17 protein-coding genes are annotated in these 17,811 nt (G+C 64.3%); 16 read left to right on the top strand and 1 reads right to left on the bottom strand.

The genetic code is table 11. From position 1 onward, the window contains the following. Nucleotides 1-29 precede the first annotated feature (29 nt). The 15 genes from peaA (at nucleotide 30) to IAE37_RS21320 (ending at nucleotide 15,362) form a co-directional block, all read left to right on the top strand. Complete coding sequence (gene peaA / locus IAE37_RS21250; protein ID WP_201176666.1) at nucleotides 30-1,652, top strand: quinohemoprotein amine dehydrogenase subunit alpha; 1,623 nt, start codon at nucleotides 30-32, stop codon at nucleotides 1,650-1,652. An 18-nt stretch (nucleotides 1,653-1,670) separates the two neighbouring features. Further along, nucleotides 1,671-3,104 (top strand): quinohemoprotein amine dehydrogenase maturation protein, encoded by a 1,434-nt coding sequence (peaB, locus tag IAE37_RS21255; protein WP_201176676.1) that lies wholly within the window; start codon nucleotides 1,671-1,673, stop codon nucleotides 3,102-3,104. Next, complete coding sequence (gene qhpC / locus IAE37_RS21260) at nucleotides 3,101-3,418, top strand: quinohemoprotein amine dehydrogenase subunit gamma (RefSeq protein ID WP_201176678.1); 318 nt, start codon at nucleotides 3,101-3,103, stop codon at nucleotides 3,416-3,418. Before peaB ends, qhpC begins: the two co-directional genes overlap by 4 nt. Before the next feature lie 20 nt (nucleotides 3,419-3,438). Further along, nucleotides 3,439-4,539: a quinohemoprotein amine dehydrogenase subunit beta gene (gene peaD, locus IAE37_RS21265; RefSeq protein WP_201176681.1), complete on the top strand. Its 1,101-nt coding sequence runs from the start codon at nucleotides 3,439-3,441 to the stop codon at nucleotides 4,537-4,539. Between the two features lie 32 nt (nucleotides 4,540-4,571). Then, nucleotides 4,572-5,603: a GlxA family transcriptional regulator gene (locus IAE37_RS21270; protein ID WP_201176683.1), complete on the top strand. Its 1,032-nt coding sequence runs from the start codon at nucleotides 4,572-4,574 to the stop codon at nucleotides 5,601-5,603. A 171-nt stretch (nucleotides 5,604-5,774) separates the two neighbouring features. Beyond that, nucleotides 5,775-6,917 (top strand): aromatic ring-hydroxylating oxygenase subunit alpha, encoded by a 1,143-nt coding sequence (locus tag IAE37_RS21275; protein ID WP_201176685.1) that lies wholly within the window; start codon nucleotides 5,775-5,777, stop codon nucleotides 6,915-6,917. Further along, entirely contained in the window at nucleotides 6,914-7,669 is a 756-nt protein-coding gene (locus tag IAE37_RS21280; RefSeq protein ID WP_201176687.1) for an SDR family NAD(P)-dependent oxidoreductase, read from the top strand. Before IAE37_RS21275 ends, IAE37_RS21280 begins: the two co-directional genes overlap by 4 nt. 8 nt (nucleotides 7,670-7,677) lie before the next feature. Then, nucleotides 7,678-8,607, top strand: coding sequence for a 3-keto-5-aminohexanoate cleavage protein (locus IAE37_RS21285; protein WP_201176689.1), 930 nt, complete (start codon nucleotides 7,678-7,680; stop codon nucleotides 8,605-8,607). 20 nt (nucleotides 8,608-8,627) lie between these two features. Continuing rightward, nucleotides 8,628-10,049, top strand: a complete 1,422-nt coding sequence (locus tag IAE37_RS21290) for an aminobutyraldehyde dehydrogenase (protein WP_201176691.1) — start codon at nucleotides 8,628-8,630, stop codon at nucleotides 10,047-10,049. A gap of 6 nt (nucleotides 10,050-10,055) precedes the next feature. Beyond that, nucleotides 10,056-10,805, top strand: a complete 750-nt coding sequence (locus IAE37_RS21295) for an SDR family NAD(P)-dependent oxidoreductase (protein ID WP_201176693.1) — start codon at nucleotides 10,056-10,058, stop codon at nucleotides 10,803-10,805. Beyond that, complete coding sequence (locus tag IAE37_RS21300; RefSeq protein ID WP_201176695.1) at nucleotides 10,805-11,737, top strand: 3-hydroxyacyl-CoA dehydrogenase NAD-binding domain-containing protein; 933 nt, start codon at nucleotides 10,805-10,807, stop codon at nucleotides 11,735-11,737. The genes IAE37_RS21295 and IAE37_RS21300 overlap by 1 nt, the downstream gene beginning before the upstream one ends. A gap of 57 nt (nucleotides 11,738-11,794) precedes the next feature. Continuing rightward, nucleotides 11,795-12,745, top strand: a complete 951-nt coding sequence (locus IAE37_RS21305) for a PDR/VanB family oxidoreductase (protein WP_201176698.1) — start codon at nucleotides 11,795-11,797, stop codon at nucleotides 12,743-12,745. A gap of 32 nt (nucleotides 12,746-12,777) precedes the next feature. Continuing rightward, nucleotides 12,778-13,251, top strand: coding sequence for a thioesterase family protein (locus IAE37_RS21310; protein WP_201176699.1), 474 nt, complete (start codon nucleotides 12,778-12,780; stop codon nucleotides 13,249-13,251). Nucleotides 13,252-13,350: 99 nt separating this feature from the next. Further along, on the top strand, nucleotides 13,351-14,313 hold the full coding sequence (choX, locus tag IAE37_RS21315) for a choline ABC transporter substrate-binding protein (RefSeq protein ID WP_201176700.1): 963 nt from the start codon (nucleotides 13,351-13,353) through the stop codon (nucleotides 14,311-14,313). A gap of 152 nt (nucleotides 14,314-14,465) precedes the next feature. Continuing rightward, nucleotides 14,466-15,362, top strand: a complete 897-nt coding sequence (locus IAE37_RS21320; RefSeq protein WP_201176701.1) for a DMT family transporter — start codon at nucleotides 14,466-14,468, stop codon at nucleotides 15,360-15,362. 93 nt (nucleotides 15,363-15,455) lie between these two features. Here IAE37_RS21320 and IAE37_RS21325 read toward each other — a convergent pair whose 3' ends face one another. Further along, the gene (locus IAE37_RS21325; RefSeq protein WP_201176702.1) at nucleotides 15,456-16,358 is read right to left on the bottom strand and encodes a LysR family transcriptional regulator; all 903 of its coding nucleotides are present in this window, start codon (nucleotides 16,356-16,358) and stop codon (nucleotides 15,456-15,458) included. A gap of 121 nt (nucleotides 16,359-16,479) precedes the next feature. Between IAE37_RS21325 and salA the strand changes: the two genes are divergently transcribed. After that, nucleotides 16,480-17,787 carry a salicylate 1-monooxygenase gene (gene salA, locus IAE37_RS21330; RefSeq protein WP_201176703.1) on the top strand — a complete coding sequence of 436 codons (1,308 nt, stop codon included), beginning with the start codon at nucleotides 16,480-16,482 and terminating at the stop codon, nucleotides 17,785-17,787. Nucleotides 17,788-17,811: the final 24 nt, after the last annotated feature.

Raw genomic sequence — 17,811 nt, forward strand, 5'->3', positions numbered from 1 at the left:
CAAAACACAAGAAAACAGGGAGCCCACGAATGCGCTTATCCCGTGCATTTCCTACCCCCGCGCGCCCGTTGGCGCTGTCACTCGCCGTCGCTCTAGCCCCCTTGCTTGCCCAGGCCGACCCGGCCGCCGATCCCCCGGCCGATGCCAGGGCGTTGCTCACGACCAAGTGCGGCGCCTGCCACCTGCCGGTCGAAGGCGGCGGCCTCAACCGCATCGATCAGTCACGCCGCAGCCCTGAGGGTTGGGACATGACCATCGGCAGGATGATTGCCGCCCATGGCCTGACCTTGACCGCGAACGAGCGCCTGACCTTGGTCAAGTACCTCGCCGACAGCCATGGCCTGGCACCCGAGGAGTCCGCTCCTCGGCGCTACCTGCTGGGACGTGACTTCACCCGCGTCGAGACTCCTGACGACAAGCTGGTGGCGCAGACCTGCGCCCGCTGCCATTCGTACGGACGCATCGCCCTGCAGCGGCGCACCGAAGACGACTGGCGCAAGCTGGCCAACTTCCACGTCGGCCAGTTCCCGACCATCGAGATCCAGCAGGCCGGCCGCGACCGCAACTGGTGGGAAATCGCCTCGCAGCAGATTCCCAAGCGGCTGGGTTCGCGCTATGCGTTCGAGTCCGAGGCCTGGAGCGACTGGCTCAAGCACCAGGTCGTGGCGCCGACCGGAAGCTGGCGGATCACCGGCCACCGCCCGGGCTGGGGCTTTTATGAGGGGGTGGCGACGGTGGCCGCCGATGGCACCGACCACTTCAAGGTTTCGATGCAGATGAACTATGCCAATGGCCAGCAGGAGACCGCCGAAGGCAAGGCCGTGCTGTTTACCGGCTACGAATGGCGGGCGACCGTGCGCCAGGGTGGCCAGGAGATCCAGCAGGTATTCGCCCTGACCGCCGACGGCCAGACCCTCAAGGGGCGCTGGTTCCAGCCTGGAATCGACTCGATCGGTGGCACCCTCGAGGCGGTGCGGGCCGATGCCGGCAGCATGGCGCGTCTGCTGGCCGTGCAACCTGCCGCCATCAAGGCCGGTACCACGCAGAAGGTCACGCTCTACGGCAGCAACCTCAAGGGAGAGGTCGCGCTGGGCGATGGCATCAGCGCCAAGGTGCTGGAAAGCACGGCGGACAAGGTGGTGGTCGAGGCGACTGCCGCCCGGGGGGCCGAGGCCGGTGCGCGCGCAGTGCGTGTTGGCAGTGCGAAGCTGGCGGCTGGCCTGGCGTTGTACCAGACCGTCGACTTCATCGTCATCGAGCCTGGGCAGGCGATGGCTCGCGTCGGCGCCAACCAGGGCGCCATGCCCAAGGTACCGGTGCAGTTCGAGTCGGTCGCCTACGCCTACGGCCCGGACGGTAAGCCTGGCACCGACGATGACATCCGCCTGGGCTACATGCCGGCCACCTGGTCGGTGGACAACGCCACCCCCTATGCCGTGTCGATGAACGACGTGCACTTCGCCGGCAAGCTCGACGCCAACGGCCTGTTCGTGCCGGGCGAGGCGGGACCCAACCCGCAGCGCAAGTTCCACACCAACAACGCCGGCGACCTCGAGGTCACCGCGGTGGTGCAGGACGGCGAGCGCAAGGTGCAGGCCAGCAAGCCTCTTGTCGTCACCGTGCAGCGCTGGAACGACCCACCCGTTCGCTGAATCATCGAGGAGCACGCCATGGGCAATCTATTCGTCAATCGCTTCAGTTTTCACGATGTCAAACTCGGTGATCGGCATGTGCTGTTCCATATCCCGTCCAGCGGCCTGTTCGAGCTGGACGAGGTGGGGGGTGAGCTGATCGACTACCTGAAGACCCACGAGGAGATATCCTTCGCCGGCCTGCAGGCAACCTTCAACGGCTCGGTGCAGCCCGCCGACCTCGCGCAGACCCTGGAGAACTTTCGCGAGCTGTCGATCCTCGGCGAGGCACCGGGCCAGCCCGACGCGGGGATGGACGTGCGCATCACCGAGTTCCCCATCAGCACGGTGGTGCTGAACGTCAACACCGGCTGCAACCTGAGCTGCACCTACTGCTACAAGGAAGACCTCGACGTGCCCACCAAGGGCCGGCGAATGACCTTCGACACGGCGCGCAAGAGCATCGAACTGTTGCTGGCCGAGGGCGCCATGCATGCCCGCATCAATGTGATCTTCTTCGGCGGCGAGCCGCTGACCAACCTGCCGCTGATCAAGCAGGTGGTCGAGTATGCTGAGGGGCGTTGCCGCGAGCTGGGCAAGCAGGTCGACTTCTCGATGACCACCAACGCCACCATGCTCACCGAAGAGATCGTCGACTACCTCGATCGCCACCGCTTCGGCATCTCCATCAGCATGGACGGGCCGCAGGCGGTGCACGATCGTCGGCGCATCACGGTCAGCGGCCAGGGCACCTACGCCGTGGTCGCGGCCAAGTCGCGGATGCTGCTCGAACGCTACCGCTCCAAGCCGGTTGGCGTGCGCGTTACGCTGACCTCGGGCTTCACCGATGTGCTGGCCATCCATGCGCACCTCAAGGACGACCTGGGCTTTGCCGAGGTCGGCGTGGCGCCGGCCACTTCGGGGGCAGTCACGGCCTTCAACTTGCAGGCGGACGAACTGCGCCAGGTGTTCGACAGCATGAAGACTCTGGGGCTGGCCTACCGCGACGCGGCCCTGGCTGGACGCAACAATGGCTTTTCCAACATGCACCAGCTGATGAGCGACCTCTACGAGGGGCGCAAGAAGGCCTTGCCTTGCGGGGCGGGAGTGGGCTTGCTGGCGGTCGATCACAAGGGCGACCTGAACCTGTGCCATCGCTTCACCGGTTCCGACATGCCGTTGTTCGGCAATGTCGACGACGGCATCGCCAAGCAGGCGCTCGGCAGCTTCCTCGAAGACGCCACCCAGCGCACCGGCAAGGGCTGTTCTACCTGCCAGATCCGCAACCTCTGTGTCGGCGGTTGTTACCACGAGTCCTACGCCCGCTTCGGCGACCCGCACTCACCGACCTACCACTACTGCGACCTGATGCGCGAGTGGGTCGATTTCGGCATTGCGATCTACATGGAGATCCTGCAGAAGAACCCGCGCTTCTTCCAGACCCACCTGAGCAACCGGAGTGCCCAGCCATGAACCATATGAAACCGATGAACATGAAGGCGCACCAGGTCGAGGTGGCCGTGGAGCAGGGGGCGGCCGACGAGGTCGTGGCGATGTCGGCGGTGGTCGGCTGTTCGACCACCTTCGACCCCGGTTGGGAGGTCGACCCGTTCCTTGGCGTCGCCGGCCTGTGCCAACCGATGGAGGCCGACCTGTACGGCTGCTCCGACCCGTGCTGGTGGCCAGCCCAGGTGCCGGACTCGATGCATACCTACCCGCAGTGGAGCGAGGGGCAAGACTCCGCGCCGAACGACTGGGCCAATCTCAAGGCGGTCTTCCCCAAATAACGCCCGAGCGGAGCGATCTCATGAACGATCACAAGACATTGCAAGCACTGCTGGGCTTTGTTTGCCTGGGGTTGGCCCTGCTGAGCCAATCGGCCGTGGCCAAAGACTACCTGGTGACCGCAGCCAGGCCCAACCTGGTCATCGTCGCCGATGCCGCCGAGCGAAAGGTGGTCAAGACTTTCCACATTCCCAACACCTCGATGGGCAACAGCCCCGGCGCGTTGGCCGTATCGAAGGACGGCAAGGTCGCCTACGTCATCCACAACCGTTGGGAGACGGTGTCGGGAATAGACCTGGAAACCGGCAAGGAGGTATTCCGCGCCGAGCTGTCGTCGCCCGGTATCCGCGCCAAGGCACCTTACGCCATCGATGTCAGCCCTGATGGCAAGGAGCTGGTGGTGTTCGTCAATCCGACCCAGATGCTGCCGGGTGAATACCATGTGCAGGACTCCTACGTGGCGGTGTATGACACCGCCAGCGGGCTGAAGGCCGAGCCGGTGCGCAAGTTGCAGGTACCACGGCGGGTGACCACCCTGATCTATTCGCCGGATGCCTCGCGGCTGTATGCCTTCAGCTGGGAGATGCTGGTGCTCGATCCCAAGACCGGCAAGCAGATCGGCGAGCACCCGTGGCGCAGCTGGAAGCGCCCTGGGTACGGCGAGCCCGATACCCTGGCGATCTGGCCGCAGTTCGAGCAGTCGGGGGAATACGCCACCCCGTACTACATCAACCATACCGGGGCGGATGGCAAGACCGTGCAGAAGGCCGGGGTCTGGGCGCTGGACCTGGCCAAGGACACGGTGCGCTTCCACGAATTCGAGGATGCGTCGGTGGTGCTGTTCAGCACGGCGATCAACCCGGTGCGGCGCAACGAGGCCTATACCGTGTATACCCAGCTGACCAAGACCGATGTGGACACCGGCAAGCTGATCAAGCGCATCGACCTCGACCATACCTACTACAACGTCAACGTCTCCACCGATGGCAAGGAGCTGTACATCGGTGGCACGGTGGACGATATCGCGGTGTACGACTCCGAGACGCTGGAGCAGAAGGGCAAGATCATGATTCCGGGAGGCGGTGACCAGGTACTGACCTCGCTGCGGGTGGTGCAACGCTGAACCGCTCCTACAGGGGGCGCAAGCGGCGTATCATGTCGGCACTCCGCCAACCGATCGAGGTGCGCGTGTTCCGTTTCCTGGTCATCGTCTTCCCGTACTTCAATGCCGCAGCCACCACGGCGTTCGTCGACCCTTTCCGCGCTGCCAACTACCTGGCGGGAGAGAGCCGTTTCCACTGGGAATTCGCCTCGGTAGAGGGCGGTGGCATCCGCGCCTCCAACGGCATGGACCTGTTCACCCAGTCGCTGGCCAACCTACGCGAGCAGCCCTGGGATCTGGTCATGCTGTCGTGTAGTTGGTCGCCCGAGCAGCACCATAGCCCCTACCTGCAGGGCCTGCTGCGTACCTGGGCAAGCAAGGGTTGCATGCTCGCCGGGTTGGACACCGGCACCTTCCTGCTGGCCGAGGCGGGCCTGCTCGCCGGGCGCAAGGCCACCGGGCACTACGAGCACATCGATGCGCTGATCGAGCTGTACCCGGATGTCACCATCGTCGAGGACCTTTACGTCTTCGACCAGAACCGTATCACCTGCTGCGGCGGCGCGGCCGCTACGGACACCGCCTTGCAACTGATCCGCAACCTGCACGGCGAGACCCTGGCCAACGAGGCGGCGCGCTACGTCTTCCACCAGCAGTTCCGGCCCGGCAGCACGCAGCAGAACCCTGAAGCGCAGCAACCGCTTGGCCATACCATTCCGCTGGTGGTGAAGCAGGCGATCAAACTCATGGAGACGCACCTCGAAGAGGTCATCAGCATTCCGCAAATCTGCGAACGAGTGGGCATCTCGCAACGCCAGCTGGACCGGCTGTTTCGCCAGGTGGTGCACAAGACGCCGGCCCTCTACTACCGCGACATCCGCCTGGATCGCGCGCGTGGGCTGGTGACCCAGACCGACCTGGCGCTGACCAAGGTCGGCGTGGCGGCCGGCTTTCCCAATCAGTCGCACTTCAGCCGCATCTACCGCGAACGCTTCGGCCTGACGCCGCGCAAGGACCGCCAGGAAGGGCGTGTGCCGTTCGACTATCGGGCCTGGCCGATGCACCAGGCCGGCAAGGAGCGCTGAACGCATGTCGTTTTTCGCGCGATTGTGGCGAGCACATACCTAAAAACGACAATGGCCGAATAAGCACAAAGCGCGGCGGTTTTTAAACATTTCCGCTCGCGAACTCAGACGAATATCAACCCCACAGAACGGGCAGATCCCCAAGCCCGTGATAATAAAAGGGCCGTTGATATGACTGAGTTGCTGCATCCTCGCCAATTCGAATCGATCAAGCAGGGGTACGACCCGGACCCATTGCGCTCCCAATCCCTGCGCGCCGACGCCTATGTCGACCCCGAGTGGTTCCGCCTCGACCAGCAGGCGATCATCGCCCAGTCGTGGCAGTGGGTCTGCCACGTCGAGAAGGTCCGCGAGCCTGGCAGTTACACCACGGTGAACGTCGCCGGCATGCCCATCGCCGTGGTACGTGACCAGGACGGCACCCTGCGCGCCTTCTACAACGTGTGCAAGCACCGCGCCCACCCGGTGCTGCAAGGCGAGGGCAAGACCCGGCGCATCGTCTGCCCCTACCATTCCTGGTGCTACGGCCTCAACGGCAGCCTGGTGGCTGCGCCGCATGTGGGCGGGCTCAAGGACTTCGACAAGGAGGAAATCCATCTCACCCCGGTACAGGTCGAGGTGTTCTGCGGCTTCGTCTACGTCAACCTCGACCCGCAAGCCGCGCCGCTGCGCGAGCAGTCCGGTGACCTGGCCAAGGAAATCCTGCACTGGGCGCCGGACATCGAGAAGCTCACCTTCGGCCACCGCCTGACCTACGAGATCAAGTCGAACTGGAAGAACGTGGTCGACAATTTCCTCGAGTGCTACCACTGCCCGACGGCGCACAAGGACTTCTGCACCCTGGTCGACATGGACACCTACAAGGTGCAGACCCACGGTATCTACTCGAGTCACATGGCCGAGGCCGGCAAGGGCCAGAATTCGGCCTACGACGTGTCCAAGGCCAGCGTGCGCACCCATGCGGTGTGGTGGCTGTGGCCCAACACCTGCCTGATGCGCTACCCAGGGCGCAGCTCGATGATCGTACTCAACATCGTGCCCATGGGCCCGGACCGCACCTTCGAGACCTACGACTTCTTCCTCGAGACGCCCGAGCCCGACGACATGGAGCGCGAGGCCATCCGCTACCTGGATGAAGTGCTGCAGGTCGAGGACATCTCGCTGGTGGAGAACGTCCAGCGCGGCATGCAGACCCCGGCCTTCGACCAGGGCCGCATCGTCACCGACCCCAATGGCTCGGGCAAGTCCGAACACGCGCTGCACCACTTCCACGGCCTGGTACTCGAGGCCTATGCACGGAGCGTGAAACCATGAGCGGCGCATTGGCGGGCAAGGTGGCGCTGGTCACCGGGGGAATCGGCGGCATTGGCAGGGCGGTCTGCGAGCGGCTGATCAGGGAAGGGGCGGTTGTCTACGCCGCGGACTTGTCCGACGGCGCGCCAGTGGTAGGTGCACGCGGCGCGCGCCTGGATGTCAGTGACGAAACCCAGGTGCAGGCGCTGATGCAGCGGGTGCAGCAGGCTCACGGGCGCCTCGATGTGCTGGTCAATGCAGCCGGTATCGAGGTGGAGCAGACCATCGAGCACACCAGCCTGGAGGTGTGGAACAAGGTGTTCGCGGTCAACGTCACCGGCACCTTCCTGGTCAGCAAGCATGCCTTGCCACTGCTGCGCGAGAGCACGGGGGCCAGCGTGATCAACTTCGGCTCCTACGACGGCTTCATCGCCGACCCTGGCCTGGCCGCCTATTGCGCCAGCAAGGGCGCGGTGCATGCCCTGACCCGGGCGATGGCCTGCGACCACGGCCCCGAGGGCATTCGCGTCAATGCCGTGTGCCCAGGCTACATCGACACGCCGATGCTGCGCAGTTTCTTCCAGGGCCACGGCGACATCGCCAGCCTGGAAAGCGCCGTGCGCGACGTGCATCCGACCCGCCGCTATGGCACGCCAGAGGACGTGGCCAACCTCGTCTACTGGCTGGCCAGCGACGAGGCGCGCTACGCCAGCGGCCAGTTGTGGATTCTCGATGGTGGTCTGACCGCCCAAGTCCAACAAATGAAACTGTGAGCCTTGCCATGCCCAAATCCGTGATCATCACCTGCGCCACCACCGGTGGCGTGCACACCCCGACCATGTCGGAATACCTGCCGATCACCCCGCAGCAAATCGCCGATTCGTCCATCGAGGCGGCGCAGGCGGGGGCTTCGATCATCCACCTGCATGCGCGCAACCCGGAAACCGGCAAGCCCGACCCGCGCCCGGAGCTGTTCCAGGATTTCATGGGGCAGATCCACCGCCAGAGCGATGCGGTGCTCAACGTGTCCACCGGCGGTGGCCTGGGCATGACCCGCGAGGAGCGCCTGCGTGCGGCGCTGGCGGTAAGCCCGGAAATGGCCTCGCTGAACGTCGGCTCGATGAACTTCGGCATCTTCCCGATGAAGGCCAAGTACAGCAACTGGAAGCATGACTGGGAGCCGGCCTTTCTCGACAGCACCCGCGACTTCATCTTCCGCAACACCTTCGCCGACATCGAGTACATCGTCAAAGAGCTGGGCGAAGGCCATGGCACCCGTTTCGAGTTCGAATGCTACGACCTGGGCCACTTGTACAACCTGGCCTGGGTCATCGACCAGGGCTGGGTCAAGCCGCCATTCCTGATCCAGATCGTGTTCGGCGTGCTGGGCGGGGTGGGGGCCGACCTGGACAACCTGATGCACATGCACACGGTGGCGCAGAAGCTGTTCGGCAAGGACTACGAATGGTCGGTGCTGGCTGCGGGCAAGCACCAGATGTCTTTCGCCACGCAGGCGGCAATGCTCGGCGGCAACGTGCGCGTCGGCCTGGAAGACAGCCTGTTCATCGGTGCTGGCGAGAAAGCCAGGAGTAACGCCGAGCAGGTCCTGAAGATCCGCTCGATCGTCGAGAACCTGGGCTTGAAAGTGGCAACGCCTGAAGAAGCCCGGGCGCGCCTGGGCTTGAAAGGACGCGACAAGATCACCCTGTGATTCGTGATTGGGGAAACACCATGCATACCAGAATGTTGATCAACGGTGAGCTCGTTGAAGGCGCCGATGTGCCGCTGGCTGTGATTGATCCAGCAACGGGGGAGGAGATCGTCAGCGTTCGCCAAGCTGACGATGCTCAGTTGGACAGTGCTGTGCGTTGTGCGCATGAAGCGTTCGAGTCCTATTCGAAGACCACCCCAGGGCAGCGCTCTGCTCTGTTGCAGGACATCGCTGGGGTGATAGAGCGACACGCCGAGGAATTGGCTGCCCTGGAGAGCCTGAATGTCGGCAAGCCATGGCCATCGGCGCTCGACGATGAGATGCCGCTGACCCTTGACACATTTCGCTTCTTTGCCGGCGCAGCGCGCACCTTGGCGGGTGTCGCGGCAGGCGAATATGTGGCAGGGCACACCAGCCTGATCCGGCGCGACCCGATCGGGCCGGTGGCGGCCATCGCGCCCTGGAACTACCCACTGATGATGGCGGCCTGGAAGCTGGCGGCGCCGCTGGCGGCCGGTTGTACCGTGGTGCTCAAGCCTTCCGAGGTGACCCCGCTGTCGACCCTGCGCCTGGGCCAGCTGTTGGCGGACGTCGTGCCCAAGGGGGTTGTCAACATCGTGCACGGGGTCGGCAGTTCGACCGGGGCGCGGCTGATCAATGCCGAGGGTATCGAAGCGGTGAGCATCACCGGCTCGCCGGCGACCGGCAGTGCGGCGATGCGCGCCGCTGCGCAGCAGATGCGTCAGGTTCATGTCGAGCTGGGCGGCAAAGCGCCAGTGATCGTCTATGAAGATGCCGACGTCGAGAAACTGGTGGCGACTCTTCGGGCCACGGCATTTTTCAATGCGGGCCAGGATTGTGCGCAGCCCTGCCGGGTACTGGTTGCCAGCAAGCGCTATGACCACGTGGTCAGCGCCCTGGCCGAAGCCGCTGCATCGATCAAGGTCGGCGCCCCACGGGCCAACGGGACAGAAATGGGACCGCTCGTGACCGAGGTGCATCGCCAGCGGGTGGCGGGGTTCGTCGATCGTGCGCGTGCCTACGCCGAGGTCGTCACAGGTGGCACGATCGAGCCTGGCGGTGGGTTTTTCTATCGCCCTACCGTGGTAGCCGATGTCGACCATCATGCGGAAATCGCGACCCAGGAGCTGTTCGGTCCGGTGATCTCGGTATCGCGATTCACGCCGGATCAGGACCCGGTCGCCATCGCCAACGCGACCCGTTATGGCCTGGCGTCGTCACTCTGGACGCGCGACAGCGGCCGAGCCATGGAGGCCAGCAGCCGGCTGCGCTACGGCTTCACCTGGGTCAATACCCACAGCGTGGCCACGCCGGAAATGCCTTGGGCCGCGATGAAGGGCTCCGGCCATGGCTGCGACATGTCGGTGTTCGCGCTCGATGCCTACACCAGTATCCGCCACGTCATGCTGGCCCATGGGTGACCGACCATGAACAGACCTGTAGTGATCGTCACCGGCGGCAGCCGGGGGATTGGCCGGGCCATCGTCGACACCTTCGTCGCCCAGGGCAGCCAGGTGCTCACGTGCGGCCGCGGTGCACGGCCGCATGACCTCGACCCGGTGGTCGAGTGGGTCCAGGCTGACGTCGCCCGGCCGGCGGATGCGCGGCGCGTGGTGGCGCGTGCCGAGCAGCGTTTCGGCCGGGTCGGGGTGCTGGTCAACAACGCCGGCGTGCAGCTGGAGAAGACCGTGCTCGAAACCAGCGACGACGACTGGGACCAAGTGATGGGCATCAACGCCCGTGGCACCTTCAACCTGTGCCGCGCGGTGCTGCCGGGCATGCTCGACGGCGGCGGGGTGATCGTCAACCTGGGCTCGATATCCGGCTTGGCTGCCGACCCGTCGATGGCCGTGTACAACGCCTCGAAAGCCTTCGTCCATGGCCTGACGCGCTCCATCGCCGTGGATCATGGGCCGCAGGTGCGCTGCAACGCGGTCAGCCCTGGCTGGATCATGACCGCCATGGCCGAGGACGGTTTCGCCATGGCCACAGACCCCGCCAAGGCCAAGCATGACGCCCTGGCCCGGCACCCCGCCGGGCGCTTCGGGCAGCCCCAGGACATCGCCGAGACCGTGGCCTGGCTGGCCTCGGACGCTGCGCGCTTCATCACCGGGCAGTGCCTCGTCGTCGATGGCGGCCTGACCAGTGCATCCCCATTACAACCGAGGTTCTTCTGATGAGTGAATTCGAAAACGTTGCGGTGATCGGCGCCGGGGTCATCGGTGCCAGCTGGGCCGCGCTGTTCCTGGCGTCGGGGCGCAATGTGGCGGTCTACGACCCAGCGCCGACGATGGAAGCCGATGTGCGCGCGTATATCGACAATGCCTGGCCGACGCTACGCGAGCTGGGCCTGGCCGAGGGAGAGCCGGGCGCGTTGAGCTTCCATGCCGATGTGGCCAGTGCCGTGCACGGCGCCGACTTCGTGCAGGAAAGCGTGCCCGAGCGGATCGCCATCAAGCATGAACTGTTCGCCAAGCTCGAAGCGGCGCTCAAGCCAGGGGCCATCGTCGCCTCTTCAGCCTCGGGGCTGCGCTTGGGCGAAATGCAGGCCGGCTGGAAAGACCCTTCGCATTTCATCCTGGGTCACCCCTTCAACCCGCCGCACCTGATTCCGCTGGTCGAGGTGATGGGCAACGAGAAAACGGCCGCCGGCGTGGTTGAACAGGCAGAGCGTTTCTACGCACTGGTGGGCAAGGTCACCATCCGGGTCAACCGGGAAGTGAAGGGCCACGTCGCCAACCGCCTGCAGGCCGCCCTGTGGCGCGAGGCGATTCACCTGGTGAAAAGCGGCGTGGCCAGTGTCGAGGACGTCGACAAGGCCGTTTGGGCCGGCCCCGGCCTGCGCTGGGCGGCCATGGGCCCGACCCTGCTGTTCCACCTGGGCGGTGGCTCGCAAGGCCTGAGCTCGTTCTGCCAGAAATACACCGAGAGTTTCCACGGCTGGTGGGATGACCTGGGCGATCCGCGTCTGGATGAGCAGACGGCTTCGCTGCTGGTCCAGGGCGTACATGACGAGGCCGGCAGCAGCAGCTGGGCGTCACTGGCGAGCGACCGTGACGAGCTCATCACGCGGATGCTCAAGGCCACCGCACCCCTGCGGCGCCGTTGATGGTCGGCCCGGGATGGGCAGCGTCCCGGGCCTGTTTGCCGTTGCGCGAGGTATGCCATGCCAGAAGAATTGACTCTACGAATCACCGACCTGATTGCCGAAGCCAAAGGCGTCATCGTCGTCGAACTGCGCTCGCCGGCAGGTGACGCGCTGCCACCTTTCGAACCGGGTGCTCATATCGAGCTGCACCTGCCGGGCGACATCGTTCGTCAGTACTCGCTGTGCAACGACGCTCGGGAAACCCATCGCTACTGCGTCGGTGTCGGCCTGTCGCCGACCAGTCGGGGAGGCTCCAGGCATGTCCATCAATCGCTTCGGGTCGGCGATACGTTGAAAATCAGCCCACCGCGCAACCACTTCCCGTTGGCAGAGGACGCGCCTGGGTTCGTGTTCTTCGCAGGAGGGATCGGCATCACGCCGGTCTGGTCGATGATCCAGTGGTGCGAGGCGAACAAGCGCCCGTGGCACTTGTTCTATCTGGTGCGCAGCCGTCAACGGGCGGCATTCCTGGAGGCGCTCCGGCCCTTTGGCGAGCGTGTCACGCTGCATGCCGACGACGAAGCCGGTGGCGTGTTCGACATTGCTTCAGCCATCGCTCAGCAGCCAGCCGATGTGCATGTCTTCACCTGCGGGCCAACGCCGCTGATGCTCGCTGTGGAAGCGGCTGCCGCGGGTTTTCCCCAGGAGCAGGTGCATTTCGAATGGTTCACCCCGAAACAGCCCAGCTCCACTGCAACGGACGAGGCCTTCCACATTCAACTGGCCCGAAGCGGCGAAGCCTTCGAGGTGCCGGCAGACAAAAGCATTCTGCAGGTACTCGAGGACAACGGGTTGCGGGTAGAGAGTTCGTGCCGGGAGGGCACATGCGCCTCATGCGAGGTCTGTGTCCTGGACGGCATCCCAGACCATCGCGACAGCGTGCTGACGGCAGCCGAGCGCAAGAACAACGACGTGATGATGATCTGCGTCTCCCGATCGCTTTCCAAAACCCTCGTACTCGATCTCTGAAGCGCACCCATGACTTCTGGAAGGGTTTATTCGTGAACAATCTTTTACTCATTCACCAGGCCACCATCGTCGAAGACTGGATCGATTACAACGGGCATCTGCGCGATGCCTTCTACTTCTTGCTCTTCAGCCATGCCACCGATGCCCTGATGGATCACATCGGTCTCGACGCGCAGGGTCGAGCGATCTACGGCCATACGTTGTACACGCTCGAAGCGCACATCAATTACCTGAGCGAAACCCGGCTGGGCGAGGACGTACAGATCTTTACCCAGGTGATCGACCATGACAGCAAGCGGCTGCACATCGTCCACAACCTGTATCGCCCCAAGGACGGGGAGCTGCTGGCCGCCAGTGAGCAGATGCTCATGAACATCGCGGTGGAGGCCGGACGCGCGGTGACGTTCGCCACCTCGGTGGAGGCCAGCATCCGTTCTGTGTTTGCAACCCATCGATTGCTGCCTCGGCCCGGCTATTGCAGTCGTGTCATCGGGATCCGTCGCTGAAAGAAACGCCACTCGCTGCATAGAAAAACAAGATCGCTTTACCTCTGGAATAACAACAACTGCCGCTTATCAGAGCTGCTCAATAGAGGATTCTGCGTCATGAAACATGCACTTTGCGTTGGTCTTTGCACCGCCCTGGCTGTATCCGTGAGTGCCCACGGCGCTGAGCCGTCCCAGTGCCGGCTGGTGAGGATGTCCGACCCAGGCTGGACCGATATCCAGACCACCACCGCCATCGCCACCACCTTGCTGAAAAGCCTGGGCTACCAGACCAAATCGACCCTCGTGGGCGTCCCGCTGACCTTCAAGGCGTTGTCCGAAGGCCGCAGCATGGATGTGTTCCTCGGCACCTGGCTGCCGACCATGGAGCCAGACCTGAAGCCCTACCGCGATGCCGGTAGCATCGACATCGTGCGGGTCAACCTCAAGCACGCCAAGTATACCCTGGCGGTGCCCCAGGCCCTTTGGGACCAGGGGCTCAAGGACTTCGCCGACATCGCCCGTTTCAAGGACGCCCTGGGCGGCAAGATCTACGGCCTGGAACCGGGTGACGGCGGTAACAACGCCGTGCTCAAGGCCATCGGCGACAACGCCTTCGGCCTCAAGGACGCCGGTTTCTCGGTGGTCGCCTCGAGCGAGTCGGGCATGCTCGCCCAGGTGGAGCGGGCGCAGCGGCGCAAGCAGGCGATCGTCTACCTCGGCTGGGAGCCGCATCCGATGAACACGCGCTTCGACATGCAGTTCCTCACCGGCGGCGATGCCTACTTCGGCCCCGACTTCGGTGATGCCACGGTCTACACCAGCACCCGCAAGGGTTACGTCGACGAATGTCCGAACGTGGGGCGGCTGCTGAGCAACCTCAGCTTCACCCTGGACATGGAGAACCACATCATGGGCGCCATCCTCTACGACAAGATGGAGCCGGAAGCGGCGGCCAGCGCCTGGTTGAAGCAACATCCCGAGGTGCTCGAGGGCTGGTTGGCGGGCGTCACCACCTGGGATGGCGCGCCAGGCCTGGCGAAGGTCCAGGCGGCGCTGGGCACGGAGGTGGCGCAGCAGTGAAAGCCACGACAGGCGGCATCGACTGCGTGCCCCACGGCGAGCGTTACGGCCAGCCACGCGCGCCGTTCACCTAGGTGATCGGGGGATGTGGACCGTTGAAAACGCCATACCTAAGATGACCTCAACTGATCGAGTCTGCATCGAGGCCTGGCATGAGTACTGTCGCACACGACCTGAAGTTCAACACCGGCGGCCAGGCCAGGGGCGCGCACATCGGCATTGGGCTGTGCTTGTTGTCGATGTTCGTGTTCGCGGCACAGGACGGCATCACCAAGACCTTGGTCAAGGACCTGCCCATAGCCCAGTTGGTCATGGTGCGGTACTGGTTCTTCCTGTTGTTCGCCATTGCCTTCGTGACCTTGAAAGGTGGCGTGAGCAAGGCGATGAAGAGCGCCCATCCATTGCTGCAGGTGGTTCGAGCGTTGCTGGGAGCCTTCGAGATCGCCGTGTTCGGCTTGGCCCTGCGTTACCTGGGGCTGGCTGAAACCCACGCAATCTATGCGATCTTCCCGTTGCTGACCCTGGTCCTGGCCGGGCTGGTGCTGCGTGAGCGCGTCAGCCTGCGCCAGGCGCTGGCGGCGCTGGTCGGTTTCACCGGCACGCTGATAATCTTGAGGCCGGGCCTTGGGGTGTTCAGCGTGGCGTCGCTGATCCCGCTGCTGGCTGCACTGATGTTCGCCGTGTTCAACGTGCTGACGCGCAAGATCAGCAAGACCGATTCCTTTGCCACCAACCTGCTGTACATGGGCTTCTGGGGGGCGGTGGGGTCGAGCGTGACGGGGTTGCCGCAGTGGGTGACGCCGTCGGCGCAGGAGTGGGGGTTGCTGCTGATCCTCTGCGTGACCGGCGTAGCGGCCCAGCTGTTGCTGCTGCAGGCCTTGAAGTACACGGCAGCGGTGACCTTGCAGCCCTTCAACTATGCGCTGCTGGTGTTCGCCTCGTTGATCGGCGTGGTGTGGTTCCAGGAAGCGTTGGACGGCTTCCTGATCGTCGGTGCGGTGCTGGTGGTGGTGGGCGGGATTGCTTCGGTCAGGCAGAAATTTCTGTAGGTGCGTGCTCCCCCGATAGCCTGCACTGGCATCCACGACAGGCCGGCGAGCGTCACTCGCGCTGTGTGATGGCGATAAAACCCATCTTGTCTGTCAATCGCAAAACAAATCGACCATCAACTGCCGCAACCACCGGTTGCCCGGGTCCTTGTTGAACCGTGCATGCCAGAACAGGTTGATCTCGATAGTGGGCAGTTCCACCGGTGGCGGCAGGATGCACAGTCCGAACGGCGCCTCGTAGCTGCTGGCGAAACGTTCGGGCACCGTCGCCAGCAGGTCGGTCTGCTGCAGGATGTGGCCCACCGCGACGAAGTGCGGCACTTCCAGGCGCACGTTACGCGCCACGCCGGCCTTGGCGTAGAAGGTGTCGACCTCGCCATGGCCGGTGTTGGCCGCTACCACCCGGACATGACCGTAGCTGCAGAAGCGTTCCAGCGTGAGTGGCTCGCGTGTGGCCGGGTGCCCGGCGCGGCACAGGCAGACGTAGCGGTGGTGGAACAGCCGGCGCTGGAAGAACCCTGCCTGCAGGTGCGGCAGCAGGCCGACGGCGAGGTCGATGGTGCCGTTCTGCAAGCCTTCGGCGAGGGTGTCGCTGGTGTTGCGCAGGGTGCTGATGGTGCAGCCGGGGGCGCGTTCGGCCAAGGCGTCCATCAGCTTGGGCATGAAGTAGATCTCGCCGATGTCGGTCATGGCCATGGTGAAGCGTCGGCTGCAGGTGGCCGGGTCGAAGGTGTCCTGGCGGCCCAGGGCATCGCGCAGGGTCAGGATCGCCGTCGTCACCGGTTCCGCCAGCTGCAGGGCGTAGGGCGTCGGCTCCATGCCCTGGTAAGTGCGCACGAACAACTCGTCCTGCAGTGCGGTGCGCAAACGCTTGAGCGCGTTGCTCATGGCCGGCTGGGTCAACCCCAGGTGCTCGGCGGCGGTGGACACCTTGCGGTCGATCAGCAGCTGGTTGAAGACCAGCAGCAGGTTCAGGTCCAGGTCGCGCAGTTCCATGATGCCTCGGCAATATTCACAGTCGTGATGTGATTTATAGGCTACACGATATTTATCAATATCATCCGAGGGGTAATGATCCGGGGACACCAATAACAATCAGCCCAGAGGGTGCCCTGTCATGCATCAATCGTCTTCCTGTCTTAACGTTTCGATCATCGGTGGTGGTATCGCCGGCGTCGCCCTGGCACTGGACCTGTGCCGCCATGCCCATCTGAATGTGCAGCTGTTCGAGGCCGCCGCAGCCTTCGGCGAGATCGGTGCGGGCGTGTCGTTCGGCGCCAACGCCGTGCGCGCCATCGCCGGCCTGGGCATCGGCGAGCCGTACCGCAAGATCGCCGACAGCACACCTGCACCGTGGCAGGACATCTGGTTCGAATGGCGCATGGGCGAGGATGCCCAATACCTGGGCAGCAGCGTGGCCAAGGGTGTCGGGCAATCCTCGGTGCACCGCGCTGACTTTCTCGATGCCCTGGCTTGCCAGTTGCCGGCAGGCGTGGCCCGGTTCGGCAAACGTGCGCAACGAGTCGAGCAGGACGGCGAGCAGGTGCAGGTGACCTTCACCGACGGCAGCGTGCACCGTTGCGACCTGCTGATCGGTGCCGACGGCATCAAATCATCGATTCGCGACCATGTATTGCACGGGCTCGGGCAGCCCCTGGCAGAGCCGCGCTTCAGCGGCACCTGCGCCTACCGCGGCCTGATCGACAGCCAGCAGTTGCGCGGTGCCTACCGCGCCCGTGGCCTGGACGAGCACCTGATCGATGTGCCGCAGATGTACCTCGGGTTGGACGGCCATATCCTCACCTTCCCGGTGAAGCGGGGCCGCTTGATCAACGTGGTGGCCTTCATCAGCGACCGTAGCCGGCCTGATCCGGTCTGGCCCAGCGACACCCCATGGGTGCGGGAGGCTACCCAGGCGCAGATGCTCGCGGCGTTCGCCGGCTGGGATGACGCTGTACACGTATTGTTGGAAAACATCCCGAAACCTTCGTTATGGGCACTGCACGACCTCGCCGAGCTGCCTGGGTACGTGCAGGGTCGGGTCGGCCTGATCGGCGATGCCGCTCACGCCATGCTGCCGCACCAAGGTGCTGGCGCCGGTCAGGGGCTGGAGGATGCCTGGTTGCTGGCACGCCTGCTGGCCGATCCGCAGGTGCTGGGCAAGCGGCCGCAAGCCGTGCTGCAAGCCTATGACGCTGTGCGCCGGCCACGTGCTTGCCAGATGCAGCGGACTTCGTTCGAGGCGGGCGAACTCTACGAGATGCGTGACTCGGTTGTGCAGGCCGACAAGGTGATGCTCGGCCAGGTATTGGCCGAGCGCTTCGACTGGATATGGCACCACGACCTGCAGAAGGATTTGCTGCAGGCATGGAAACTCCTTGGCTGGCACTCACATTCAAGTTCTTCCGGGCTCGCAGTGGGGTAGGTGTGCAATATCGCGTCTGCCTTG

The sequence above is a fragment of the Pseudomonas sp. S31 genome (assembly GCF_016648105.1).
Classification (GTDB): Bacteria; Pseudomonadota; Gammaproteobacteria; order Pseudomonadales; family Pseudomonadaceae; genus Aquipseudomonas.